Source organism: Vibrio sp. TMPB1044, from assembly GCF_030442075.1.
Lineage (GTDB): Bacteria > Pseudomonadota > Gammaproteobacteria > Enterobacterales > Vibrionaceae > Vibrio > Vibrio satsumensis.
In genome coordinates this window covers 40,990-67,113 of the sequence record NZ_JAUJED010000006.1, presented here as the reverse complement: position 1 = coordinate 67,113, position 26,124 = coordinate 40,990, and the positions used below count along the sequence as shown (strand labels likewise).

Below are 26,124 nucleotides of genomic sequence, written 5' to 3'. Positions count from 1 at the left end.
GTTCACAGGAGTTAATGTTGAAAAAATTGCGAGAGATAGTATTCAAAACCTTGGTCGAAAACCTAGGAGTACCCGCGAACATGTTATCAAGAATCGAGGGTAATCAACCTATTGCTATTGAGTTGGTCGATGGAGAGGAGATTTTTATTTCACTGAATGAAAAGAGTATTCAAGCGTTCGTAGAAATACCTTTACGTGATCGACGTGTCTTGGCTCTCAAAGCATCAAAACTAGTTGAATTACTGATGTCTGATGAGCAGGTATTTATGAACACCACTAAAGATAAACTTATTATGGTATCAGAGTGGGAGGTCAATGCCGCGAGTGTAGAAAGGCAGTTGGCCGACAAACTGACGCTATTTAACAAAGCGGTGCATTGCATAAATATATAAACGTTCATTAAACGTTATTGTGGGGGAATTGTTTAGCCTGTACATGGATGTCATTATTGTGAAGTATCTGAGTGTCGCTCCAGAGCAAGAATCTGGCCACCATTAATAAAACTTATTAAAATAAGGTAGTTTTCACTTCGGTGTTTTATTTCAATCAAGTTTCGGTTGGGGAGATACCGTTCTGCGCTATAAAAACTGTTTATGATAGGTGTCTCAGGTAGGCGTTTGTTTCCAATAAAATTAGAGGTATGTTCAGTGAAACTCATACTATAAACATTTTCACTGAGCGATAAATACGTTCCTTTTTTTTTTGTTTCGAAATACAATTTTTCGTTATTTGGAGTAATTTCTTCAACGACTGACTTTATTTCGAATTTGTTATCATCGAAGTATATTTGTGACTTACTACGGCCGCAGTAGTCGCTTGCAACATCTTCGACTCGGTAATCTATATCATAAGCAACGCCAGGAGTGTCACTGAAACCGTAGATAATAAAGAGTAAAATATTGAGGAAAGCGACAAGGAATAAACTAATTGAAAGCATGACTTACCTCATCGACTAATAGTTTTACGACTTGCTTATTTTCAAAGCCTTTTTCTAATAAAATTAATTTATTGGTGATCTTACCGTGCTGATCTACGATAGCAAAAGAGAGGTTCTCTTTTAATAGTAAGACATCAATTCTTTGTGGCTTAATTTTATTTTTATCTAGCCAACAATCAATTTCTTTACCTGCTTCTAAAGCAAATTCTGTATTGTCCGAATAGATTGTTGTTGTCCCTTGTGCAAAGCTTATTTTTGGATATTTAGTTGTTTTTTGTTTGATTAATATCAGCTTGTAAACCTTATATGACAAAATAGCAGTCGACACTAAAAGTAAGCTCAGTATTGTTAGTTTAAACCCACAACTGAGGTTATTTGTACAGTTTAGCCACCGCTTAAGTCGAGGTATGTTTGTTTTTTGTATTTCTTTTTTTAATTTAGCCTCTTTTTGAAGTGGTTCTATGTAGCTATCAACAGAAAGGCTTTCATTACTCATCTTGTGAACAATAGATTCGTCTAGTACGTAGCCGATTTTTGGGACGGTTTTTAACCATTTTTGTTCTTTGCCGTTGTCGCCTAACAACGTTCGTATGTTACGAATCGATTGGGTTAGTGAACTATCAGAAACGATTTTTCCCGGCCATCCTTTTTCCAATAGCGATTCTTTAGAAACGATCTTTCCTGCATGAAAGCACAACTCTTTGAGAGTTAATAAATCATGTGTACCTATTCGCAACTGTTGATTGGTTTTTGAGTCGAGAATAAACAGAGAGTCCTCGATTAAAACGAATTGCTTGACTTTAAAGGCTCTCGTCATTTTGTGTTTCCTTCAGTGATATAGTGAAAGAAACTTGCTTCTTGGTGATATTCTGTAAGGAGGTCAAGTGACGAATACGGAGCGTTTCTAGCTGATTCGTTAAACATGCAAGTATTAATAAACATTAAACTAGATATCAAATGTTCTTCAATCGGCAACTATACCTCAAATTGAGCTGTTGTTAACCTAATAAGTATAATTGATCACCTTGCCCTTTATAGATTGAGTCAAAGGTTTTGAGTCGCTTTCTATGTCATTTCAATCGTGACTTTACTGGATACTATTTAAATTTCCCCACAGCTCCCTGTAAGACTGGTGTGAGTAAAACGACAGTTTTAGATTAGATAGAAAGTAAAAAGGGGCTCATACAATGAGTAATGCCGATCAGTTAAGAAATTTGTGAGATCATTTGACCGATCCTCAAAAGGCTTCAAAATCCGATATTAGGAAACTAATATCGGATTTTTTTATGTCTTTAGAATGCCAACTTGCGAATACTTTTCGATCATGTAACACCTTTCATCACTTTGATAGATATTCTGACATTCTTAGCCCAGACCTGATTCAGCAAGGCTTCGAACAAGCGGGAGTAGCAACGGTGAGAAGAAGGCGTTTACCTTTAGAGGCTGTACTTTGGTCCGTTGTAGGAATGAGTCTTTTTCGACAACAATCTGTTTGGGATATAGCTAATCAACTCGACATTATCCTGCCAGATAAACAACGTTTTGTTGCCCCAAGCGCTGTTGTTCAAGCGAGACAGAGATTGGGCGAAGAAGGTGTTAAGCAAGTCTTTAAGAAGATGGCAGCGCATAGCTATCAATCTTCTAGCTTCGAAACTTGGTGTGGACTCAACCTTCTATCTGTTGATGGTGTAGTTTGGAGAGCGACAGATACACCTGAAAATCATCAAGAATTTAAAGCGCAACGTAATAACTCATCTGAGAATATTTACCCTAAGGTACGTATGGTTTGTCTGATGGAGCTTACGAGCCATCAGATAATCGATAGTGCATTCTCTGACTATCGAACCAACGAAATGCGCCTTGCAGAAGAACTCATTGAACAAACCCCCGATCATTCACTGACTATTTTTGACAAAGGATATTACTCTCCAGGGTTACTTAATCGCTGGAATAAAGTGGGCCAAGAAAGGCATTGGATGCTCCCTGTGAGAAAAGACTTCCAGTATGAAGTCGTTCATAAATACAGCCAGAGTGACGCTATCGTTGCTATAAAAACGACACCTCAGGCAAGAAAGAAGTTCAGTGACCTCCTTGAGATAATAGAAGCAAGGTTAGTGTCGAAAATTATCAAAGGAAATAAATATCAGGTACTTACATCAATGCGTGATGGGTTGCGCTTTCCTGGTGAAGACATCGTAGAGCTCTATCGCTATCGTTGGGAAATAGAATTAGGCTATCGGGAAATGAAGCAAACATTGCTTGATAGCGAGTATACATTACGAAGTAAACGGCCAGATATGGTCAAACAGGAGCTCTGGGGTATTTTGCTAGCTTATAACCTTATAAGGCAAGTTATGACAAAGGCTGCGAGTAAGTTAGATAGCGTCTGGCCAAATCAATTAAGCTTTACGAGTAGTGCCATGGCTGTGACTCAATACTTTGCAGCTTTACCTTTAACTAGTCCAGGGAAACTACCGAAACACTATGAAGTACTACTACAACAAATATCCATGTTCATCCTACCACCTCGAAGAGAAGATAGAAGTTATCCTCGTTGGGTGAAACTAAAACCCAAGAAATATGCAACGAACAGAAAAAATGCCAGTCAGCTTAACTGACTGGCATTACTCATGCAATGAGCCCCTTTAAAATCAGCATTTGAAGAGAACTAACGACACTGTGCGAAGATGTCTTGGCTCGCTCGGTATTCTTTGGTTTGCACGTCCATCAAGCCAAGCAAGGAGTCGAATAGGTTATCGTGAGAAAAGCTCTGCTCATTTCCTGCTTTACGCAAGCAGGTGTCACTGATGCCTTTCTCAGCAGCAAAGCCATCCGACATCCACATGATCATAGGCACGTGGGTTTGTTCTTTTGGTGCTAGCGAATAAGGCATGCCATGTAAATAGACGCCATTTTCTCCTAATGACTCGCCATGATCGGACACGTACATCAACGCCACGTTGTATTTGTCGGTCAGTTTCTCAAGCTTTTGTATCGCTTGTGAGAGAAAGAAATCCGTGTACAAGATGGTGTTGTCGTAGGTATTAACCACTTCTTCTTTGGTGCAGTTTTCAATGTCGGCGCGAGCGCAGTCTGGTGTGAACTTCTTATGATCGTCAGGGTAACGTTCAAAGTACGTTGGGCCGTGAGAACCCGAAATATGATAGAAAATGATGCTGTCTTGCTTAAGATCTTGAGTATCTTGTTCGAAGTTCTCTAGCATCGCTGTATCGTAGCACACATCGTTATTACACAAAGGGTCACTGTCTTTGGCAACGAGAGTCATCTCTTTGATTCTATGTGCGACCGCCTTGTCTCCACCATCGTGTTCTCGCCAGATAGAGTGAATGCCTGCACGGTTCATAATGTCGACCACGTTGTCTTGGTTGTAAGCCTTGTCGCGGTCGTAGTTACTGCGGTTCATGTTAGAGAACATACACGGTACAGAAACGGCGGTGGCGGTTCCGCACGACTGAACATCGGAGAAAAATATCGGGTTGTAAGGTTTGGTATGAGCATTGGTTTCTCTCTCATAGCCATAATACTGGTAGTTATACACTCGAGCGGTTTCGCCAAGCACAAACACCAGTAAGGTCGGTTTGGTTGCCGCTTTGGCTTGCGCTGTTTGCTTCGCATCTAACCCTAACTCTTGATAAGGGATAGGCTCTTTGATGTAGGTGTTATTGATGTATTTGACTGCGGATGCCACGTATTCGGTTGGGATGATCATCTTTTTGATATGCGAGTTATTACGACCCATCGAGACGTAATCTTTGTAAAACAGCCCAGCAATACTCGCGATAACAATCAATGAAGAGAGCAATCCAATCGACTTCCAGACAAAGAAATCTTTCCATGACTCTCGCTTAAGCTTAGTAAACAGTAACATCAGTGACGGGATAATCCCCATAGCGAATAACCATAAGATGGAGTGGGTACTTATATAGCTTGCTGCTTCGCCACTATTAGTCTCGAATACGTTTTCTATCATCCCATAGTCTACATAGATGCCGTAATTGAACATGCTGTAGCTGACGAGGGTTGAGGTGATGAGTAGGAAGATAAAAAATGGCTTGGAGAATATCGGCCAGTTGAAGACTTGGAAGATAAAATTGAAGGCAGCAAGGAAGAAGATCGGGATGGATATAAGAAACACGACACTTTCAGACTTTGATGCCTGAACAATACTAAATAGTTCTAGGGAGAGAGGGATATTGATGACAAGCAGGTAATACACGGCCAACACAAAAGGCAGCTTGTTTATCGACATGTTTAAGCTTGGTAGATTCATAGGTCTTATTTTCCTGCGTCTCTTATCCCTTTATTTTAGTCTGGCTACCAAGAAAGCTCTAATATCAACGCATAAAGCTCAGATAGGCGGCGATAAACCGACTAAAGTGAAATGACGCGATAGGTGTGTAGAAACAAAAAATTCACTTTACTGAGTGACCTTCATGACAAGGTGGAACAGCAAAGTGAATTATTTACGTTAGGGTGTTCTACGTAGGCTCGCTACATTAGAAGTTGTAAGAACCACCTAGGCTAACACTGCTGAATGCCAGTGTCTTATCTTCGGTTTTGAATGGACCGTAGTAGTTTTCTACGCTCACAGCATCAGCTTGTGAAATTAGGCGAAGTGTTAGGTTTTCGATTGGCGTGTATTCAACACCCAGACCAAAGTGGAAACCTGTACCGCTGTCATCAGCGTAACCAGCACTCTTATTTGCGTTTAGGTCAACAGAGCTAAGACCAGCCAATACGAACGGACGAATTGTGTTGTCGAACGTGTAACCTAGGTTTGCAGATACAGAAACAGACGTCGGAGACATTTTTTCTGCACCTTTTTTGTAGTCAGCGTAATCGTTGTAGCCAAGTTCAACACCAACAATACGATTGAACTGGTAGCCACCATATAGGTTGTAACCCATGCCGTCTGAGTCTAGGTTGCCTTGACCGTCTGTATCAGAATCTTGGTACACACCAAGGCCACCACCGATGTACGCACCGCCGTCAGTGCCTGCTGCTAATGCTGGAAGAGAAACCGCGCCGATTAAGCCCAGTGCTAATGCTGATTTCGCGAAGTTGTTCATTGTTCTTACTCACTCTTTAATGTCATGCAGTATCAATTATTTTTGTTTTCGGCCTTTCGACCGTTGGTGAGCATTATTCCGTAGTCTTATACGTATTACTGTATGGCTTTGTAAGCTAAATCGTTACATAGTAGAAAACATACCCATCAGATTGCTTAGTAAGTTAGGCTGCCAAAACAAGGAATACACATGCTAATGAGACAAAATACAGGCTTGGTGGTTGTGGACGTTCAGGGCAAGCTCGCACGCCTTGTTGATGAGAGTGAGACACTTATTTCTAACTGCCGGAAGCTGATTAAGGGCGCGCAGGTTTTGGGGCTGCCAATTGTTAGCTTGGAGCAGAACCCAGAGAAGTTAGGTGCTACGGTCGACGAGCTGAATGACCTGCTGAGCGATGCTAAGCCGATACCGAAATTCACGTTCAACGCATGTAACGAGCCCAAGTTTGTTGAGGCAGTGCAAGCTAAGGATGTCGATACATGGTTGGTGTGTGGCATTGAGACTCATATTTGTGTTTATCAAACCGCAATGGGCTTGTTGGAACTTGGGTATAAGGTTCAGGTCGTTAGTGACTGCATTAGTTCACGAACAGCATTGAATAAGAAATTGGCTATCAGCCGATTGCGGGACGCTGGTGTCCAGATTACGGGATTAGAAATGAGCTTATACGAGCTAGTGAAAGATTGCCGCGCACCAGAATTTAAGTCCATTCTGTCCTTGATTCGTTAGCTTGGGTTTCGTTAAGGTCCGATTCGTTATTTTCCCCCTTTGAAGAGGTTCATTTGAATAACCTAATTGTATTTACTGGTGGGCCGGGAGCGGGCAAAACCTCGGTCATCGATGCTTTGAAAAGTCTGGGCTATCGCTGCGCACCAGAAGTCGGGCGTAAAGTGATTCAAAACCAAGTCGAGCAGCAAGGAAGTGCCTTGCCATGGTTAGATAAAGTAGCATTTCGCGATGAAATGGTGCGAGAAGAATTAGCCAATTATCAAGCGTTCGAATCGAGTGAGCAGCCTGTTTTCTTTGATAGAAGCATCGTGGACTCATACGGTTACAGCTTGTTAGAAACGCTGCCTATTCCTCAATCTTTGCTGAATAGCTGTAATGAACTCGAATACAATACTAAGGTATTTATTTTTCCGCCTTGGGATTCGATTTTCATCAATGATCAAGAACGTAAACAAGACTTCGGCGAAGCAGTCGCCACCTACGAAAACATGATGTCGGCCTATACTCAGTTTGGTTATCAGCTGGTGGAAGTACCTAAATTATCTGTTGAGGAGCGAGTTGAGTTTGTCTTAGCTTCAATTGACTCTGGAGAGTAACTCCCAGAAAAACCACAACTAAGAAAGCCCCGTAGTATCGACTCGATGGAGTGGATACTACGGGGCTTTTTATTCAGATTTAGTTTGTGGTGTACTAGCGGCGAGAAGCTTGGTTTCGGTAACGTTTAATCACCTAGAGGTTGTCGGTCGCCTCCACCGCGATAAGAATCGAGCGCAACTTTCAAGCGACGCAGCTTGTCGCGCGAACGGTTCTTATGGTTGACTGCGATTCCCATAGAAAGCACATCCACCAACGCCAACATGGCGTAGCGAGACGCCGACGGTTTGTAGATGAAGTCTGTTTCCATGTGCTTGATGGGTAACAAGATATCGGCAATCTTTGCCAGCGGTGTATCTTGTGGGGTAATTGCGATGATCTTAAGTCCGTACTGCTTGGCTAATTCGGCAGTTTCAGTGATCACTGGCGTAAAGCCTGTCGCTGAGATCATCACCATCACGTCATTGGCATCGGCTGTTGCGGCTACCATACGTGACATCAATCCATCGTTGTAAGAGACCACTGGGTAGCCCAGTCGGAACAGTCGATGTTGCAGCTCTTGAGAAGCGATGGTCGAGCCACCACCCATGCCGATAGCAATGATTTGTCTCGCGTTATGCAGCCAGCTGACAGCGGTTTCAACGTCTTGCTCTTTGAACAAGGTGCGGTTGATGTCTAGGCTCTGCTTGATCGATTCGTAGATACCTTGATAACCCGTTTGGTCAACAGGTTCGAGAATAAAACGCTGGCCGACTGTCAGTGTTTGAGCAAGCTTTATCTTCATATCACGTACGTTGCTGCAGCCGATAGCCTTAGCAAAACGCGTAATGGTGGCTTCACTCACTTGAGCACTTTCAGCAAGCTCTGTGATGCTGGCATTGGCAGCAAAATCAATGTCGTCCATGATTAGCTTAGCCACTTTCTTCTCTGCATCACGAAGAGCGGGAAAACGCTCTGTTATCTGTGAAATGATATCTACTTCTAAACTCAAGAATCCTGATCCTTTGTTGATGGGGCTAACCGTTATGGCTTAGTTTTTAAGAACCTAGCTCGTAAGAACCAAGCTATTTAGAACTAGGCTATTTGGCATTAAGCCATTTAGCACTAACCTATATAAAACTCAGCCTTAGCCCCGTAAGTATATCTGAATGTTTCGCTGATTCTAGCTTATTGAAAAATCGAGCTAGAAGCAGGTCTCTACCCAGTTTGTTACCTGATAGTCGTCATCGCTGATAGCAATGTAACGCCACTTATCGAACGTCAAGCACGGGTGTGAGGTTGAGAAAGCAATCATGTCACCGACTTCAATCTCAGAAGAACCGTCTGTTTCAACAAAGGTATGCTGATCCATTACCGCGGTAGCAGTGAGCCCTTTTACTGAGATAGCTTCGCCGTTACGATAGCCGCGCTCTGCAATTGGTAAACCGGCATCGAAGGCAACATCACGCTTACCTAATCCAATCACTAACTTGGTCGGCTCTGGGCGAGAGATAACATATGCCCACACTTCAAGTGCCGACTCTAAATCACCACCCAATTCACACGCATAGCCTTGATTGGCTTGAGCTCGTTGCAACACCTTGCTTTGGGCATCTAGGTAGATCCCAGTATCGTGAATGGCGTAACAACCCGGACGAATGATTGCCAAAGAATCGGTTAAATTCGCCAAACACTCTGCAACCACATCATACCAAGCAGAACCCGCGCCAGTGATTATAGGTTGCCCTGTAATTAGGCCATCTGATGCGAGGCTTTCTACAGAGGTTAGAGCTTGATTTAGGAAGGTACGAATATCTTGCTCTGCATTATCTCCATGAATAACACCTTCGTACACCTCAATTCCCGCGAGTGAAAGGGTAGGTGTATCCTGGATAACTTGAGCCAGTTCAAGAACTTCTTGAGGTGAACGACAACCACAGCGCCCTCCTGGTACTCCAAACTCGATCAGAACCTTTAGTGTTTGCTCGGTATTAGCGAAGTGTTGACTCAGTTGTTGCACGTTCACTGGTGAATCGACACAGCAGTAAAAGTCGACGTTGAATTCACGAATAAGTTGTTCAACGATCGCCATGTTGGTTTTACCCACCAATTGGTTGGCCATGATGATTCGTTTTGCACCCGCCATAGCGGCAACTTCTGCCTGTGCAGGCGTCGCTACTGTAATACCCCAAGCGCCATTTTCTAGTTGTTGGCGGAAAAATGCAGGGGTCATTGATGTTTTACCATGTGGCGACAATTTAACCTGATGGTGATCGGCGAATGATTGCATCCAATTTAGGTTATTGGTCAACGCTGATTGTTTGATAATTGCTACCGGAAGCGAAATATCTTCATCAACCAGTCGATAAACGCCGTTCTCAGTTTGTGATATTGCTCTCCCTTTTTGGCCTCTTTCAGTCAAGACGAAACAATCTTCTTGATACTTTATAACATCTTTTTGTGCAGGGTTATGTTTCATTGCTGATTCCTAACATGATTTAAGTGGTTGTTATTTAATGTTTAAATCTATCTTTCGTTTGTTTTGTGATAGAAACTATCACACAAATTAAAATATTATGTGTGTTTTGTCACTGAAAATAATCGGCTGGATTCTTAATATAGCTCCATCAACGCAGTGGATTGAGAGAGTGAAAAATGTTGTTCGATACGATAATCAAAAATGTAGAGGTGTTTGACGGCACCGGCGAACAATCGTTTTGTGCCGATGTAGCAATCCGCGATGGAAAAATCGCCGAAATTGGTCAGATCGATCACGAAGATTGTGGCCAATTGGTTGAGGGAGCAGGCTTAGCATTGGCTCCTGGATTTATCGATGTACATACACATGACGATACCAACGTAATTCGTTACCCAGACTGCCTACCTAAGATCAGCCAAGGTGTCACAACCGTGATTGTTGGCAACTGCGGTATCAGTGCATCGCCAACGGTTTTGGCTGGCGACCCGCCTGATCCTATGAACCTTTTAGGCGCACAGGCTGATTTTAAATACCCAACCTTTGCGGCGTATGCGCAAGCGGTAGAGCAAGCTCAACCCGCAGTAAACGTAGCAGCGTTAGTGGGTCACACCACATTGCGTAACCAAGTGATGGACGATCTGCAACGCACTGCAAGCGAAGAAGAAATTGCAGAGATGCAAACCAACCTTGATTTAGCAATGGAGCAAGGCGCATTAGGTTTGAGCTCTGGCCTGGCTTACGCAAGTGCTAAACAAGCGAACGCCAACGAAGTGATGCAGTTAGCGAAAGTGCTGTCTAGCCATGGCGGCATCTATACCACGCATATGCGTACCGAATTTGAAGAGATCTTAAGCGCGATGGAAGAAGCGTTTGAGACAGGACAATACGCGAAAGTGCCTGTTGTTATCTCCCACCTTAAATGTGCAGGTGCGGGTAACTGGGGTAGAACCGTTGAAGTACTCGACTTAATGGACAAGGTTTCTGAGCACCAAGATGTGTCTTGCGACTGCTACCCATACTCTGCGAGCTCTTCGACATTAGATTTGAAACAAGTGACCGACGATTTCGACATCTTCATCACTTGGTCTGAATCAAAACCAGAACATGCAGGCAAAACGCTGAAGCAGATTGCTGGTGAAATGAACCTACCCCTGATGGACGCAGCAAAAGCGCTTCAACCAGCGGGTGCGGTTTACCACTGCATGGATGAGAACGACGTAAAGCGCGTATTGAAATATAAACTGACCATGGTTGGTTCAGACGGTTTACCTAATGACCCGCATCCACACCCAAGATTGTGGGGCACCTTCCCGAAAGTTCTAGGTCACTACTGCCGAGATGAAAAACTGTTCTCGTTGCCAGAAGCGATTCACAAGATGACTGGAATGTCGGCTCAGCGTTACAACTTAGCTGGCCGAGGCGAAGTTCGCTGTGGTGCCTTTGCTGATTTAGTTTTATTTGATCCAAAGAATATTAAAGACACAGCAACATTTGAAAATCCTATTTCAGTTGCTGAGGGAATAGAAAGCGTATTTGTAAATGGTGAGTTAACTTACCAGCAAGGAAAAGTAAAAAATAATCGTTCAGGTGTTTTTATTTATCGAAACTAGAATTTAAATTATTTATTAAATTCAGGTAATTATAAAAACGGAGAATTAATTTAAATATATTGGAATAGAAACTGTTTTATCTATAAAGCCAATGTTATCTATAAATAAGTGGAGTTAAAAAATGACTATTAAACGTTACGGTGTTGAAGGCGGTACAGGTACAGGCGGACAACATTTACCATTTGCACGTGCAACTGAAGCAGGTGGTTTCCTATACGTTTCTGGCCAGACACCGATGACAGATGGTGAAGTGGTTGAGGGTGGCATTGTTGACCAGTCTCGCCTAGCGATCCAAAACTGTGTCGAGATCATGACTGAAGCGGGCTACGGCCTAGAAGACGTAATGCACGTAAAGGTTGTGCTAACGGATTCTCGTTACTTCCAATCTTTTAATAAGGTATTCAAAGAGTTCTTCGGTGCTAACCCACCGGCTCGTATTTGCATGGTCTGTGATCTAGTCGTAGATGTGAAAGTTGAAGTAGATGTGACTTGCTACCGCGCGGATCGCGTTTAATTATAACCTAATCACAATAACCTAATTAGAGAGTATTAGAGGGTAGTCATCCCTGTTATTATCTTTTAATACTCTCACCCTACATTTATAAAAATTACTTTAATTAGAATATACAAAACAAATAAAGTAATTATATGAAATATAAAATGAATGAATCATAAATAAAGTTCAGGAATGAGCTTAATATTTCACTGAGAGGTGTCAAATGAACAGCACACTTTTTCTTACAGGCTTCGGCGTGTACGTATGTTTTTTAATTTGGTTAGGCTGGTTTGTCTCGCGTAATCAAAAATCTGGCGAAGATTTCTTATTAGGTGGCCGTGGCCTACCTATGTTCTTAGTACTTGGTACAACAGTAGCGACGATGGTTGGTACGGGTTCAAGTATGGGTGCGGTTGGCTTCGGCTACGCAAATGGCTGGGCAGGTGCTCTGTACGGCATTGGTGGTGCGATAGGCATCCTATTACTTGCACTTTGGTTTGCTCCGGTTCGTAAACTGAACTTCATGACCATGAGTGAAGAGCTGGCTTACTATGTTGGCGCTAACCGCATCGTGAAAAACGTTGTAGGTGTACTGATCTTTGTTGCTTCAATTGGTTGGTTAGGCGCACACATTCTAGGTGGCGGCATGTACTTAGCGTGGATTGCAGACATCGATCTCAACCTTGCGAAAATCATTATTGCTGCGGCATTCACTATCTACGTAGTGATCGGTGGTTACACAGCGGTTGTGTGGACCGATACTATCCAAGCTATCATCCTTTTTGCTGGCTTCATCTTGATGGCGGTAATGTCTGTGGATCACATCGGTGGCATGGATAACCTTTATGCTGCCATGGACCCTGCTGCTACGAGCTTTTTAGCAATCGATAAACTGGGTCTTCTGCCTGCTGTGTCTCTGGCTGTGGTTATCGGTGTGGGTGTACTTGCAACTCCTTCATTCCGCCAACGTATCTATTCAGGCAAAGACGTTAAAACCATTCGTCGCTCATTTGTGGCATCGGGTGTGTTGTACCTATTCTTCTCAATCATCCCTGCAATCATTGGTATGGCTGCGCACGCAATCGACCCATCATTGGATAACCCGAACTACTCATTCCCTTACGTAGCTGCAACGGTGCTTCCGGTTGGCGTTGGCATGATTGTTCTTATCGCCGGTCTTTCTGCAACGATGTCGAGTGCAAGCTCTGATGCGATTGCGGGCGTGTCTATCCTACTGCGTGATGTTTACGTGATGTTCACGGGCCGTGTACCAAATAAAGAGTCGATGCTGAACTACTCTCGCTTAGCTCTGGTTGTGGTCATTGGTTTTGCATTGCTGTTCGCCCTTACGTCAAACGACATCATTGGCTACATTACTAAGATGATTTCAACGGTAATGTCGGGCATGTTTGTGTGCGGTATGTTGGGTAAATTCTGGAAACGCTACAACTGGCAAGGTGCTCTTGCGACGCTAGCGGGTGCTTCTGTGGCTTCATTCGTAGTAATGCTAAACGCTGACTACACAGCATTCTGGGGCAACCCTGTGATTCCTTCATGTTTGTTTGCTCTAGCAGCCGGTGTGGCAGTGAGCCTATGTACTCCGGCTAACCAAGTAACACCAGAAATGGCAAAAGCGATTCTTGATGATGAGCGTGCTCTTATGGAGATGGAAATGTCTGAATCAGGTGTACTTGAAGAAGAAGCGGCACCACAACGTCCTGCAAATCAAACAAGCTAAACCTAGTCTCCACAACTGGTTTGCTTAATTCAGGCCCTGCTTAGCGGTAGGGCCTTTTCTAAAGTTAATTACCTCTATTTTTAGGAGCGGCTATGTCGGCATCTTCTCTGTTCAATATTGCTTTCTTCGGCGAATGTATGGTCGAAATAAGCGGCTCTCCATTAACCAAAAAGTTTGGCGGTGACACGCTTAATACCGCGCTTTACCTTTCTCGTTTAACTCAACATCAAAATCTATCGGTTCATTACGCGACGGGTCTGGGTAGCGATGAGTTGTCTCAGAACATGATTGATAACTGGCAGTTAGAGGGTATTCAAACCAATTTCGTTGAACGCATCCCAAACAAGCTGCCGGGCTTATACATGGTAGAAACCGACGAAACGGGTGAGCGACATTTTCATTACTGGCGTAACGATGCGGCAGTAAAATCTTACTTTCACGCTAATGATTTGAATAAGCTTGAAATCGCACTGACAGAGAAGCAAGTTGATGCGGTTTATATCAGCGGTATTAGTATCGCGATTCTGGATAACGCTTCTCGTGAGCGCTTGCTTAAAGCTATTAGCGTTTTCTCAAACCAAGGTGGCAAGGTTATTTTTGATAATAACTATCGCCCACAGCTTTGGACAACCGAACAAGCACAACATTGGTATGCCAAGTTACTGCCGCTGGTGGATATCGCGCTGATAACCGAAGACGACGACTTGCTTGTATGGGGCAACTTAGAGAGCGTTCAGCAACGCTGCCTTCGTTTGGGTTGCCAAGAGATCGTTATCAAGCGTGGCTGTGAGCCATGCAAAATCGTTCAGCTAGAAAGCGGCAAGGTAGTAGAGTACTACGTATCAGCTACAGCTGTAGCGAACGTTGTCGATACTTGCGCAGCTGGCGATTCATTTGCAGCGGGCTATTTAGCGGCACGCCTAACGGGCGAGAGCGCTACTGAAGCGGCTGAACTCGGCCACAAACTGGCTTCAATCGTTATTCAATACTCAGGCGCAATCATCCCTATGAGCGCTATGAGCCAACTGATTAAAAAATAAAATAAAAAGCGGAACTATTATGTCTCAAGAAATGATCAACACACTTAAGCAATTCAAAGTTATCCCTGTTATCCAAATCAACAAGGTTGAGCACGCGGTTCCACTAGCCAAAGTGTTGGTAGAAAACGGCCTGCCAGTCGCTGAAGTGACATTCCGCACTGAAGCAGCAGCAGATGCTATTCGTGCGATGCGTGACGCCTACCCAGAGATGTGTATTGGTGCCGGAACGGTATTAACATCAGAACAGATCGACCTTGCAAAAGAAGCGGGCAGTGAGTTTATCGTAGCGCCGGGCCTAAACCCAAACACGGTTAAGCGTTGCCAAGAGATCGGTATGCCAATCGTTCCTGGCGTAAACAACCCAAGCCAAGTTGAGCAAGCGCTGGAACTGGGCCTTAACTTCTTGAAGTTCTTCCCAGCGGAAGCCTCTGGCGGCATCAACATGGTGAAATCTTTGTTAGCGCCATATGTTGACGTGTCACTAATGCCTACAGGTGGTATCGGCAAGCATAACGTCAATGACTACCTAGCAGTGGATCGCGTGGTGTGCTGTGGTGGTACTTGGATGGTCTCTCCAAAGATGATTGAGAACGAGCAGTGGGATGAGATCGCAGTGTTGGTTCGTGAAGCCGTTGAGTTGGTGAAATAGTTAAATTTAGATTTTATTAAAATAAATAATAGCTACTGAATATGAGCAGTAGCTATAAATACACTTCATACAATCAAAATAATTAATAAGAAATAAAAAGGTAGTCTCCGAATTTACACCTTTCTGCATATATCAATGTGCGGTGGGTTTTTATAATCATAATCTCGGTGAACTATGAAAAAATTACTTCCTTTAACACTACTAGCATTATTACCAATGACCTCAACTGCCGGGGGGTATGTCGATTTAAGGGCAGAGTATCGAAGTACGACAGATCAGTATCGAAGTCGTTTTATTGTTGGTCACCATTTTGATAATGGGTATGGTTTAGAAACACTGACGAATGTTCGACATGCAGCGGGAGCGTATGACGAAACGAAGGTGATTAATACCGAGTTTACCCATTATTACACCTATGCCATCAATGACAATTTTATGCTGAACCCTGGCGTAGTGATGAATTTTCAAGGCTCAAATACCTTCTTGATGCCTTATCTAAAGCTTAATTACAACTTTGACAATGGGCTCTTTGTACATGGCCGTTATCGTTATGACTTTTCGACCGAAGCTTTAGTGAATGACTATGGCAATGAAGAGACAGCAAAGCGAAACCGTTATGATATTTGGACGGGGTACAATACAGACAAATACATGATTTCGTATGCCTTTACGTATTTCGATCAGATTACGCATCATACGACAGAGCTCGCAACCGGCGATCTAAATGCCCGCGAGCATACCGTCAAAGCAGTCTACAAATGGAAACCAACAGTGAGGCCATACGCTGAAGTGGTTGATGCGGATACGGTGCAATCAGAAAACGATAAAACGGATTGGCGTTTCCGAGTTGGTGTTAATTTCTCATTCTAAAACAACATAGCCTAGTTATTTTTGTGAATAGGCTCTGATAAATAAAATACAATGAAAGTTATATAGGAAAATTAATAATGAAAAAAACTATATTGTCACTATTGATATCCGGTTCAGTAGTTTCTCCAATGGCTTTAGCAATGGCTCCAAATACAGACTTGAATTTAATGCCTTATCCACAAACTGTGGAATTAAAATCAGGCCAAGTGAAAGTAGATGGTAATTTTAAAGTTTATATCAAAGGCTTTAATTCTGACCGTGTCGAATATACGGCGAAACGCTTTATTGATCGCCTTGAGCGTCAGACGGGTGTGCCGATTCTAAATTGGCAGGTTGATAGTGCAGACGAAGCGAACCTGATCCTTGATATCGATGCGGCGCCAAAGTCTGAAGTACAAAATATCGACTCCGAAGAGTCCTACAAAATTACCACTCAGGGTGAGCAAATCACGCTGAGCGCACCAAGCCCTTATGGCGCAATTCACGGCATCGAAACTCTTTTACAGCTCGTTGAAACCACAGCGACTGGCTACCACATTCCTGCCGTAACCATTGTCGATGAGCCTCGCTTCCGCTGGCGTGGTGTTTCTTACGATACTTCACGTCACTTTATTGAATTCGATGTGCTAATTCGTCAGTTAGATGCGATGGCTTCGGCGAAGATGAATGTGTTCCATTGGCACTTCTGGGACGACCAAGGCATTCGCATTCAAACCGAATCATGGCCGCGTCTGTGGTCTGAAACCGCTGATGGTAATTACTACACCAAAGACCAAGTTCGCTACCTAGTTGAATACGCCCGTAATCTTGGTATTCGTGTTATCCCGGAGGTCTCTCTACCGGGTCACTCTTCTGCCGTGGCTCATGCTTACCCGCGCCTGATGTCTGGCGCAGAAGGTCAAAGCTATGATCAAGAGCGTGGCTGGGGCGTGTTTGAACCACTTATGGATCCGTTGAATCCAGAGCTTTATGACATGCTAGGTGATGTGTTTGACGAAGTGACCGAGTTGTTCCCTGATGAGTATTTCCATATCGGCGGCGATGAGCCGAACTATGCGCAATGGAAAAACAGCGAAAAGCACCAACAGTTCATTGAAGAGAACAATATCGATGGCGAGCGTGGTCTGCAGTCTTACCTCAATGTAAAAGTTGAGAAGATGCTCGAAGAGCGCGGTAAAAAGATGACCGGTTGGGATGAAATTTGGCACAAAGATTTGCCAACTTCGATCGTGATTCAAAGCTGGCAAGGCCATGACAGCATTGGCCGTGCGGCCAAAGAGGGCTACCCAGGGATTCTTTCTACCGGCTACTACTTAGATCAGCCTCAGCCAACCAGTTACCACTACCGCAATGACCCAATGCCAAGCGGCATTACTGTCGACGATAAGCTACACAGCGGCGAGAAGTTTGTGACGTACCAATGGCAAAAGCCTCGCTCTAAGGGCAGCCCACGTAAGGGAACACTAACTATCATTGAAGCGAAAGACGGTACTTTCCGAGCGTTCAGTGATTACAACGGCAAGTCTCGCGAAGAGATCTACATTCTTGATTATGTGCCGGGTAAAACTTTTGTCGGCCACTTTGATAACTTCATGTCTTACACGGAATTTAACTTGAACCTGAATCCGAATGGCTTTGCTGAAGGCAGTTATCAGTTGATTGGTAACGTGCGTTGGCCAACCACAGGTGAAGTGATTGCGAGCAGCGATGTAGAAGGCAGCGTGATTCCTGAGCCTAATGGCGGCTACCCTGCGGAATTAACAGATAAAGAAAAAGAGCTTATCTTAGGTGGCGAGATCACTATGTGGCTAGAGAACAAAGATAGCCTCACAGTAGAAAACTACCTATGGCCGCGTAGTTATGCGATTGCAGAGCGTTTCTGGTCTGATGCGGAACTAACGGATGAGCGCAGCATGTACAAACGTATGAAGGCTATGGATACATGGTCTGAAGTGTCGGTTGGCTTACGTCATCATGCGGACGCCGATATGCTGTTAAAACGCATTGCTAAAGGTCAAGATATTCACGATCTGCGCGTGTTAGCGAAGTACACCGAGCCAGCACAGTACTACGCACGTAACTGGGAGAAGTGGAACTCTACTGAACCTAAAGGCACTTTGTACAGCCAATACGAGCGCCTAAACCGATTTGTTGATGCGCTGCCAGTGGAAAGCTACGCGGTGTATGAGATGCAAGATTTGGTCAATGAAGTAGCGACAGGCAATCAACAGGCATTGGAGCAACTTGCTGAGCATTATCAGCAAGCAAAATCGGCAGCTCTCGCCGCAGAGACTGTCTTCGCAGGTAATGTGTCTTCGGTCGAGACTGTGGTTGTTGCAGAGAAAACGGCGGAAGTTGCAGACTTGGCGTTAACCTTGATTGCGAAAGCACAAGCGGGTGAAAAAGTTCGAGCAGCAGACGTGAATGCCTACCAAGCGATACTGTCTGAATCAGCGAAAATTTATGATGAATCGATCATCGCGATTGTTCGCCCGACAGAGCTACTGTTGAAGCAGTTAGCGGAGTAAGTCGTTAACGGATTAGCTAATAAGGCATACGCCAATACGCGAATTAAAACCGCCCTCATGTGGGCGGTTTTTTAGTTGTAGCACTCAAATGAAATGTGGTGTCTAAGTTATATGAGTGATTACTCACTATCGACATTTTTCAGTGTTAACGTAAATGTCATACCTTGGTCTGAATTGTTCTTCGCTATTAAGGTGCCTTGCATATCACGCACGTTGTTTGCTGTGATGGCTAATCCTAGCCCCAAGCCTTCGCCCATTTTTTTGTTGGTGTGGAAGGGTTCGAAAATGGTTTCTAGTTGGTCTTCGGATACGCCACAACCGTTATCTTGCACCTTGATGATCACACGCTCTTGTTCGGTATGAGCACTGATCACAATGGTTGCTGGTTTCTGATTTTGCGTGGCATCGATGGAATTTTTTAAGAGATTACCAAGTACCTGTCTTAGTCGCGCTTCTTCTCCTATTACTATCGAAATATTAGAGGCGACACGCACGCGGATATCGACGCTTTCTAATGCTGCTTGGTGAATACGCAGGGTTTCTTGAAGCGCGTCTGTTAGCGAAACTGGGTAAGGTTTTTCTAGTCTTTGGAAGGCGAACGACTTTAACTGGCTGGTCATGTTAGCCATTCTGTCGATGAGGCTCATTACCAAGTCCATGTTCGCTTTCAACATCTTAGTCTCGCCTCTTTCCATCAGTAACTGGTTACTTGAAAGCAGGGTTTTTAGGCCAGTAAGAGGCTGATTAAGTTCGTGAGTAATCGCACTCGACATGCGACCTAGTGCGGCAAGCTTGCTTGATTCCACCAATTCTTGCTGCGCATCTTTGAGGTCTTGTGTTCGCTCTTCTACTCGCAGTTGCAGCGTTTTATTGGCTTCCTGAACCGCGATCTCCGCTTTCTTACGTTTACTGATATCAATCACGGTACACAAGTAATAGGTCGTGGCATGCCAAGGAAAGGCGCTAATAGAGAACAACACCGGGAAGTAGCTGCCATCGCTGCGTCTTGCCATGGTTTCGACGCTGGTGATCTCGGCCAGCTCTTGGTGTTGATCTAAGTTCTTGAGCAACTGCAAGGTGGTTGAATTCGGGTTACCTGCCTCAAATAACTGCCACGCCTTAATGTTGCTGATCATCGAATCAGAAAGGCAAAAGTAGTTCTTCGCCATCAGGTTAATATCGTGGATATGACCATGTTTATCGATCAGCACCAGCCCAACGTGGGTTTTATTGATCATTCCAGACAGTCGTTTTTCTGACTCTTCGATGAGTTTTTGGATTCGCAGATTACTGAGCTTTTTCTGACGTCTTTGATAAAGAATAACCAGCAACAGCAGAATGAAAAGACAGCCAACCGCCACACTCCAGCTGATCCAGTTAGTTGTCTGGTTGAGGCTGGTTAATGGCGTCAGGTAGGTTAAACGCCAATTAAGGTCATCTAACTTAATGGATTGGATAAGGTAGTCTTTATCTTGCAGTCGCCACACGCGAATATGAGTTTGGTCATACAGCTCGCGTTTTGTTGTGCTTGGTTGTGAGTTGAACGTGTCGTTGAACCAGTCTGCGCTCAGTCGTTTATCACTCGACAGAAAAAACTGCTCGCGAGGGTTTTGAAATAAGATGGCTTCACCATCGGCGAACCATTGATCGGTCAGTAACGACAAGTCGATTTGTACCGCGACAATACCTACTATATCTGACGCTCGATAAACAGGCGCGGCAATGAAGTAATCGGGTGTCACCCCTTTATTTTTTGTCACTACAGAGATAGCACCACCTTGCTGGTGGATTTTAGACACAATCGTGCTGGCGTTCTTTTTACTCAGTTTGCTTCTTTCAACACTCGATACTAACAACTCACCTTCGCCAGAAAGCAGATACCAACCCTTGGTATTGGCGGCTTTATCCAATTGAATCAGCTGTTTCTTGATGCGTTTTTCGAGTCGTTGTTCACCATCAATGAAACGGACACTGGTCTCATCGTTGGTTACCAGATAGGGCAAATAATAGAAACGTTTAAGGGTTCGCCTTGCTTCAGCAATGTATCCGAGGAAGCGCTGTTCTGCATAGCGTTGGGCTTGTTCGAGCTTCCATTGGCTTATACCACTTTTGGTGGTTACCTGAACCAAACCAATTAATAAACAGGCACATAGGAATAACCAATATCGATTGTTATTCATCATTGGTGATCAAATCCTTTTAAAACTAGTGACTTGAGAAGGTTTTCTGTTTGCTTTTTAAGCGAATGGAGAGTGAGACAAGTTGAAGCTAACAAACATTATAAAACTGTTAAAGGAGTGTTATTCAAAGTGGGAGCTAGCTCCTTTTCGTCTGCGGATTTTTTACATACCGTGGGCGACATTATTCAGAGGTAAGTGGCGGAACCAAACCATGCAGCGTATAGCTTTGATTGAAGATGATGCAATTGTGCGTCAAGCAACTAGCCAATGGTTGCAATTAGCGGGCTTCGATGTCACCGCATTTGAGGTTGGGCAAGATGCGTTAAACGCGGTAGAGCAGGGTGATTTCCAAACCATCATCACCGACGTTCGTTTACCTGATATAGACGGCGTTGAGTTGCTTGCGCGATTTAAGCAGTTAGTACCTGAGGTGCCTGTCATCTTGATCACTGGGCACGGTGATGTCGATATGGCCGTGAAAGCGTTACAGCAAGGCGCGTATGACTTTATTGAGAAGCCATTCGACCCTGAGCGTCTGTCTCAAACGGTTTCTGAAGCGGTTGAAAAACATCAAAGTGGCCAAGACAGAAACAGTCGTCAGAACTATCTGGATAATCTGAAAGGCATTGAACAGGTGCTGATTGGTCGCAGTAAAGTAATGTGTGAATTGAGAGAGCAAATACAAAAAGTCGCCTCGATTGATACCAATGTGATCATCTATGGTGAAACCGGCTGTGGTAAAGAACTGGTTGCCTCTTGTCTGCATGAGTTTAGCGAGCGAAAAAGTCACCCTTTTGTACCGCTGAACTGTGGCGCGATCCCAGAAAACCTGTTTGAAAGTGAGCTGTTTGGACACGAAGCTGGTGCGTTTACTGGTGCCGCCAAGCGACGGATTGGTAAGCTTGAATTTGCCGACAAAGGCACGGTGTTTCTCGATGAAATCGAGAGTATGCCACTGTCGATGCAGGTCAAAGTGCTGCGTACCTTGCAAGATAATGTCGTCGAACGCGTGGGGGGAAATCAGCAACAACATGTTGATCTACGAGTGGTCTCTGCCTCGAAAAGCGATCTATTGAATCACCCCGATTTTCGCCAAGACCTTTTCTATCGTTTGAACGTTGCTCAACTGCATTTACCTCCCCTTAGTGAACGAGAAGACGATGCTTTGATCCTTTTCGAACACTTCACTCAAGAAGCGAACAGTGAAACCAGAGTTGCCAGTGAGGCTGATCGTTATGCCTTGTTGTCGTATGCATGGCCGGGCAATGTGCGTGAGCTGCGTAATGTTGCGATTCGTTTCGCACTGGATGAAAGCCTGACTGTTGGCGATATTTTGGCGTGCCGCCCCAATTCTGTCACAGAGTCCACAACGGCAGGCATCCCGTTGGCGGTTCAAGTGCAGAGCTTTGAGCGAAAAGTGATTCATGATGCGCTAGTACGTTATCAGGGGCGCATCAATGATGTGATGCAAGACTTGGATTTACCTCGTCGAACATTGAACCAAAAGATGGTGCGTTATGCGTTGAACCGAAGCGATTATGTCGATTCGTAATTGATGATGAGATTAGAAGTGTTGTCTGGAATCAATGAGCAAAAAATGGCTCATCAGATATTTATCATTTTATAAACATTGATCACGCAAATGTAACACAGTGTGACTTGGCTACCTTTAAACCGATGTTATTCGCTGCTTGGGATAAGCAAAAAATAGCTCATTGATTCGTAGTCAAATAAGCAAGAAATGGCTTACTTCAGGTAGGTTTTGAAATAAATGTCAATAAAAACAGTAATTTAAAAACTGGCATTGTGCTTGCTATCTAGCAATTGTTGTTAACAAAAATATAACGTGAATAACTCTACATGGAGAGTAATAATGAAATACAACAAGCTAGTTAAAACTTTAGCAATCGCAATGGCCTCTATCGGCCTTATCAGCAATGCCTCAGCTCAAGAAGATCGCAGCTACATTTTAGCGACGGCCTCAACGGGTGGTACTTACTATCCAGTGGGTGTGGCTTTAGCGACATTGAGTAAAGTTAAGCTTGCGCCAAAGCAGCACTTTTCTTTGGCGGCTATCAGCTCAGCAGGATCGGGCGAGAACGTGAAACTTCTCAATGAGAACGAAGCACAGTTTGCCATTCTTCAGGGTTTGTATGGCGCGTGGGCGTGGCAAGGGCTTGGTCCATATGAGAAGTCAGGCAGTCAAAAACAACTACGTTCAGTCTCTATGCTATGGCAAAACGTTGAACACTTTATTGTGCGCTCTGATCTGACAGAAACGGGCACCATGAGCGACTTAGAAAACCTTAACGGCAAAAAATTCTCTATCGGTAAGAAGAACTCAGGTACAGAGAACTCAGGACGCCAAATCATGCAAGGCCTGTCGGTTAACCCAGAACAATTTAAACTCGCCTTTATGGGTTACGGCGGCAGTGCCAGCGCACTACAAAATGGCACCATTGATGGTATGAATACGCCTGCTGGCGTGCCTGTTGGCGCGGTAACTCAAGCGTTTGCAGCCTTGGGTGAAGACATTCAAATCCTGTCGTTTACCGATGCGCAAATCAAACAAGCGAACGGCGATTACAATATCTGGACTAAATATGAGATCCCTGCAAACACTTACCCAGGTGTTGATAAGCCGATCACCACTATCGCTCAACCCAACTTCCTAGCGGTTCGTGAAGACATTTCTGAAGAAGACGTGTATCAGCTGACCAAAGCTATCTATGAAAACCTACCTTTCCTACAAGGTATCCACAAAGCAACCAAAGCAATGGCACTCGAGAAAGGGATCGCAGGTCTGCCTGTTCCACTTCACCCGGGCGCTGCACGTTACTACCAAGAAGTGGGCATCGATATCCCTTCTGAGTTGATCGTTAACTAGCTGTTTGCCATCAACTACCCCTTCGTGACTTAATTGCTTGGTGCACGTTCGCTTAAGAATGTGTTCGTGCCCCTCTTCACTTTATGGATTTTCTCTTCGTGTTTGCTGCGGAGAGCAGGAGTTTTCTATGAGCGATTCGCTGCAGCAGGAACTGAAAAAATTTGAACTGCCGACCCGAACGGATTTTCCGTGGGTGGGCAAAGCGATAACGACAATGGGAGTAATCCTCTCCCTATTACACATTTGGTTTAACACCTTATCTACTTTGCCAGAACTTTGGATCTCGGCGACCCACTTTGCTGGCTTTGCGATCATTTGTGCACTTTGGTATCCCGCCCATATCTCACTGAAAAAAAGCAAAATTGCTTTGGCTGTCGACATCGGAATTGCCTTGGCGGCTTTGGCTTGTCTTATCTACATTCCCTTTGCAGAAGATGCTTTGTATGAGCGAGGGGTTAAGTTCATCGCCAGTGATTGGTTCTTCTCTATCTTGGCGATTGCCATCGTTATTGAACTGATTCGCCGCACTATGGGCTGGTTTATTCCGGTGCTTATCTTGGTGTGTTTGAGCTATGTGGTGCTGTGGGGGCAATGGACCAGTGGCATCTTTCACTTTCCGGGTTTGAGCCTTGAAACACTGCTTTATCGAAGCTTTTATTCATCAGAAGGGATGTTCGGTTCTATCTCTAGAATCAGCTGGACCTTCGTGTTTATGTTCATCCTATTTGGCGCATTCTTAGTGCGTTCGGGTGTCGGTGATTACATCATTGATGTGTCTCGCGCAGCAGCTGGCAAAGTGATTGGTGGCCCGGGCTTTATCGCCGTAATTGGCTCAGGCTTGATGGGATCGGTGTCTGGTTCGAGCGTAGCAAATACCGTATCGACGGGTGTGATCAGTATTCCGTTAATGCAAAAGGCAGGCTTCCCTTCGCGTTTCGCGGCCGGTGTTGAAGCGGCTGCATCGACGGGCGGGCAGTTGATGCCACCAGTGATGGGTGCGGGTGCGTTTATCATGGCGTCTTACACCCAGATCCCTTATGTCGACATCATTGCGGTTTCCTTCTTACCTGCGCTTATCTACTTTTTGTCTGTGGCATTTTTTGTGCGTATTGAAGCAAAACGCAGTGGCGTGCAAAAAGTTACTTCTGGCTGTGAACCTCTATTGAAGGTATTGCTGTCGGGCTGGCACAACCTGATCCCATTAGCGGTGTTGGTGACTCTGTTGGTGAAGGGTTTTACGCCGACTTACGCAGCGGGTATCTCGATTCTGTCTGTCGTCGTGGCTTCATGGTTCTCTAAAAATCACAAAATGGGTCCAAAGGCGATCATTGAAGCGCTTTCTCAAGGCGCAAAAAACATGGCGACCACGGCGGTGTTGTTGGTAGGCATTGGATTAGTTATCAACGTGATCAGTACGACCGGAATTGGTAACACCTTCTCATTGATGATCAACAGTTGGGCGAACGGCGACTTGTTGGTGATGATAGCCTTAATCGCGCTGGCATCTTTGATTCTCGGTATGGGCTTACCGGTAACCGCGGCTTACATCGTGTTGGGTACTCTGTCGGCTCCTGCCTTATACAAACTGATTGCTGAAAGTCAGTTGCTAGACTTGTTGGTTTCGGGCCAGTTACCTGAACAGGCGAAAGCTATCTTCATGTTGGCGGCGCCAGAAAAATTAGATTTACTGAATGCGCCAATGGCACTCGAAACCGCCAAAGAGATGATTGCGTTAGTCCCTGCTGATTTTGTCGAAACTCTGCTTGAGCAAAGCTTGGGCTTAGAAGCGATCAGTCTTGCACTGCTTTCTGCACACTTGATCATTTTCTGGCTATCGCAAGACAGCAACGTAACCCCGCCAGTTTGCTTAACCGCATTTGCGGCTGCGACCATTGCTAAAACGCCACCAATGAGAACCGGTTTAATGGCATGGAAGATCGCAAAAGGCCTGTACTTAGTGCCATTGTTGATTGCCTACACCAACTTAGTAAGTTGGGATGTGACCTCGGTTTTGGTCACAGGAGGCTTTGCTATTATTGGTACTTACGCGTTTGTTGCTGCGATTGAAGGCTATCTAGAAAATAAAATTAATCTGCTGACTCGTGCTGTGTTAATCGTGTTGGGTGTGGCATTGGTTTGGCCTGACATTTCCGTTGTGATTCGCCTAGTGTGCGTTGCACTTTTCGTTGGTCTCTTTATTCACACGGCTCGTCAATACGATGCTAATCAAGTGAAAAAGGAATCGGAAGATGAGCAAGAATCTTTGCCTCAAACCGAACCTGACACTGTCGCGTCTTCCCTATAATTAAAAGGATTGA

Annotated in this window: 21 protein-coding genes; 14 read left to right on the top strand and 7 right to left on the bottom strand. The window is 44.5% G+C overall.

All coding sequences use genetic code 11. From position 1 onward, the window contains the following. Nucleotides 1-14 precede the first annotated feature (14 nt). Entirely contained in the window at nt 15-392 is a 378-nt protein-coding gene (locus tag QQ041_RS03175) for a hypothetical protein (protein WP_285953111.1), read from the top strand. A gap of 53 nt (nt 393-445) precedes the next feature. On the opposite strand, the gene QQ041_RS03170 is transcribed toward QQ041_RS03175, so the two are convergent. Both QQ041_RS03170 and QQ041_RS03165 read right to left on the bottom strand, forming a co-directional pair. After that, nucleotides 446-937 (bottom strand): hypothetical protein, encoded by a 492-nt coding sequence (locus QQ041_RS03170; RefSeq protein ID WP_285953110.1) that lies wholly within the window; start codon nt 935-937, stop codon nt 446-448. After that, nucleotides 924-1,754 (bottom strand): winged helix-turn-helix domain-containing protein, encoded by an 831-nt coding sequence (locus QQ041_RS03165; RefSeq protein WP_285953109.1) that lies wholly within the window; start codon nt 1,752-1,754, stop codon nt 924-926. Before QQ041_RS03165 ends, QQ041_RS03170 begins: the two co-directional genes overlap by 14 nt. Nucleotides 1,755-2,223: 469 nt before the next feature. Between QQ041_RS03165 and QQ041_RS03160 the strand changes: the two genes are divergently transcribed. Further along, nucleotides 2,224-3,555 (top strand): IS4 family transposase, encoded by a 1,332-nt coding sequence (locus QQ041_RS03160; protein WP_285953121.1) that lies wholly within the window; start codon nt 2,224-2,226, stop codon nt 3,553-3,555. Between the two features lie 50 nt (nt 3,556-3,605). On the opposite strand, the gene QQ041_RS03155 is transcribed toward QQ041_RS03160, so the two are convergent. Together QQ041_RS03155 and QQ041_RS03150 are read right to left on the bottom strand one after the other, a co-directional pair. Then, nucleotides 3,606-5,228 carry a phosphoethanolamine transferase gene (locus QQ041_RS03155; protein WP_285953108.1) on the bottom strand — a complete coding sequence of 541 codons (1,623 nt, stop codon included), beginning with the start codon at nt 5,226-5,228 and terminating at the stop codon, nt 3,606-3,608. A 226-nt stretch (nt 5,229-5,454) separates the two neighbouring features. Continuing rightward, complete coding sequence (locus tag QQ041_RS03150; protein ID WP_285953107.1) at nt 5,455-6,027, bottom strand: porin family protein; 573 nt, start codon at nt 6,025-6,027, stop codon at nt 5,455-5,457. A gap of 189 nt (nt 6,028-6,216) precedes the next feature. On the opposite strand from QQ041_RS03150, the gene QQ041_RS03145 reads away from it, so the two are divergent. Together QQ041_RS03145 and QQ041_RS03140 are read left to right on the top strand one after the other, a co-directional pair. Beyond that, nucleotides 6,217-6,756 (top strand): hydrolase, encoded by a 540-nt coding sequence (locus QQ041_RS03145; protein ID WP_285953106.1) that lies wholly within the window; start codon nt 6,217-6,219, stop codon nt 6,754-6,756. A 53-nt stretch (nt 6,757-6,809) separates the two neighbouring features. Continuing rightward, nucleotides 6,810-7,352, top strand: coding sequence for an AAA family ATPase (locus QQ041_RS03140; RefSeq protein WP_285953105.1), 543 nt, complete (start codon nt 6,810-6,812; stop codon nt 7,350-7,352). A gap of 125 nt (nt 7,353-7,477) precedes the next feature. On the opposite strand, the gene QQ041_RS03135 is transcribed toward QQ041_RS03140, so the two are convergent. Beyond that, on the bottom strand, nt 7,478-8,341 hold the full coding sequence (locus QQ041_RS03135) for a MurR/RpiR family transcriptional regulator (RefSeq protein WP_017062019.1): 864 nt from the start codon (nt 8,339-8,341) through the stop codon (nt 7,478-7,480). Between the two features lie 192 nt (nt 8,342-8,533). Further along, a complete protein-coding gene (locus QQ041_RS03130; protein WP_285953104.1) occupies nt 8,534-9,808 on the bottom strand; it encodes an amino acid deaminase in 1,275 nt (424 codons plus the stop codon). 176 nt (nt 9,809-9,984) lie between these two features. Between QQ041_RS03130 and QQ041_RS03125 the strand changes: the two genes are divergently transcribed. The 7 genes from QQ041_RS03125 to QQ041_RS03095 all read left to right on the top strand — a co-directional run bounded on the left by QQ041_RS03125 (nt 9,985) and on the right by QQ041_RS03095 (nt 18,739). Then, complete coding sequence (locus QQ041_RS03125) at nt 9,985-11,418, top strand: amidohydrolase family protein (RefSeq protein ID WP_285953103.1); 1,434 nt, start codon at nt 9,985-9,987, stop codon at nt 11,416-11,418. Between the two features lie 121 nt (nt 11,419-11,539). After that, the gene (locus QQ041_RS03120) at nt 11,540-11,932 is read left to right on the top strand and encodes a RidA family protein (protein ID WP_285953102.1); all 393 of its coding nucleotides are present in this window, start codon (nt 11,540-11,542) and stop codon (nt 11,930-11,932) included. A gap of 205 nt (nt 11,933-12,137) precedes the next feature. After that, nucleotides 12,138-13,652 (top strand): sodium:solute symporter family protein, encoded by a 1,515-nt coding sequence (locus QQ041_RS03115; RefSeq protein WP_285953101.1) that lies wholly within the window; start codon nt 12,138-12,140, stop codon nt 13,650-13,652. Nucleotides 13,653-13,744: 92 nt separating this feature from the next. Then, nucleotides 13,745-14,692 (top strand): sugar kinase, encoded by a 948-nt coding sequence (locus QQ041_RS03110; RefSeq protein ID WP_285953100.1) that lies wholly within the window; start codon nt 13,745-13,747, stop codon nt 14,690-14,692. A gap of 19 nt (nt 14,693-14,711) precedes the next feature. Beyond that, complete coding sequence (locus QQ041_RS03105) at nt 14,712-15,341, top strand: bifunctional 4-hydroxy-2-oxoglutarate aldolase/2-dehydro-3-deoxy-phosphogluconate aldolase (protein WP_146491170.1); 630 nt, start codon at nt 14,712-14,714, stop codon at nt 15,339-15,341. Between the two features lie 216 nt (nt 15,342-15,557). Continuing rightward, a complete protein-coding gene (locus QQ041_RS03100; protein WP_240699163.1) occupies nt 15,558-16,211 on the top strand; it encodes an oligogalacturonate-specific porin KdgM family protein in 654 nt (217 codons plus the stop codon). Nucleotides 16,212-16,288: 77 nt separating this feature from the next. Beyond that, nucleotides 16,289-18,739, top strand: a complete 2,451-nt coding sequence (locus QQ041_RS03095; protein WP_285953099.1) for a family 20 glycosylhydrolase — start codon at nt 16,289-16,291, stop codon at nt 18,737-18,739. Between the two features lie 119 nt (nt 18,740-18,858). Here the strand turns inward: QQ041_RS03095 and QQ041_RS03090 are convergent, their stop codons facing one another. Next, entirely contained in the window at nt 18,859-20,922 is a 2,064-nt protein-coding gene (locus QQ041_RS03090; RefSeq protein WP_285953098.1) for an ATP-binding protein, read from the bottom strand. 208 nt (nt 20,923-21,130) lie between these two features. Between QQ041_RS03090 and QQ041_RS03085 the strand changes: the two genes are divergently transcribed. The 3 genes from QQ041_RS03085 (at nt 21,131) to QQ041_RS03075 (ending at nt 26,111) form a co-directional block, all read left to right on the top strand. Further along, nucleotides 21,131-22,471 (top strand): sigma-54 dependent transcriptional regulator, encoded by a 1,341-nt coding sequence (locus tag QQ041_RS03085; protein ID WP_285953097.1) that lies wholly within the window; start codon nt 21,131-21,133, stop codon nt 22,469-22,471. Nucleotides 22,472-22,792: 321 nt separating this feature from the next. Further along, a complete protein-coding gene (locus QQ041_RS03080) occupies nt 22,793-23,806 on the top strand; it encodes a TAXI family TRAP transporter solute-binding subunit (protein ID WP_017107135.1) in 1,014 nt (337 codons plus the stop codon). A gap of 127 nt (nt 23,807-23,933) precedes the next feature. Continuing rightward, entirely contained in the window at nt 23,934-26,111 is a 2,178-nt protein-coding gene (locus QQ041_RS03075; RefSeq protein ID WP_061021047.1) for a TRAP transporter permease, read from the top strand. The last annotated feature ends 13 nt before the right edge of the window (nt 26,112-26,124 follow it).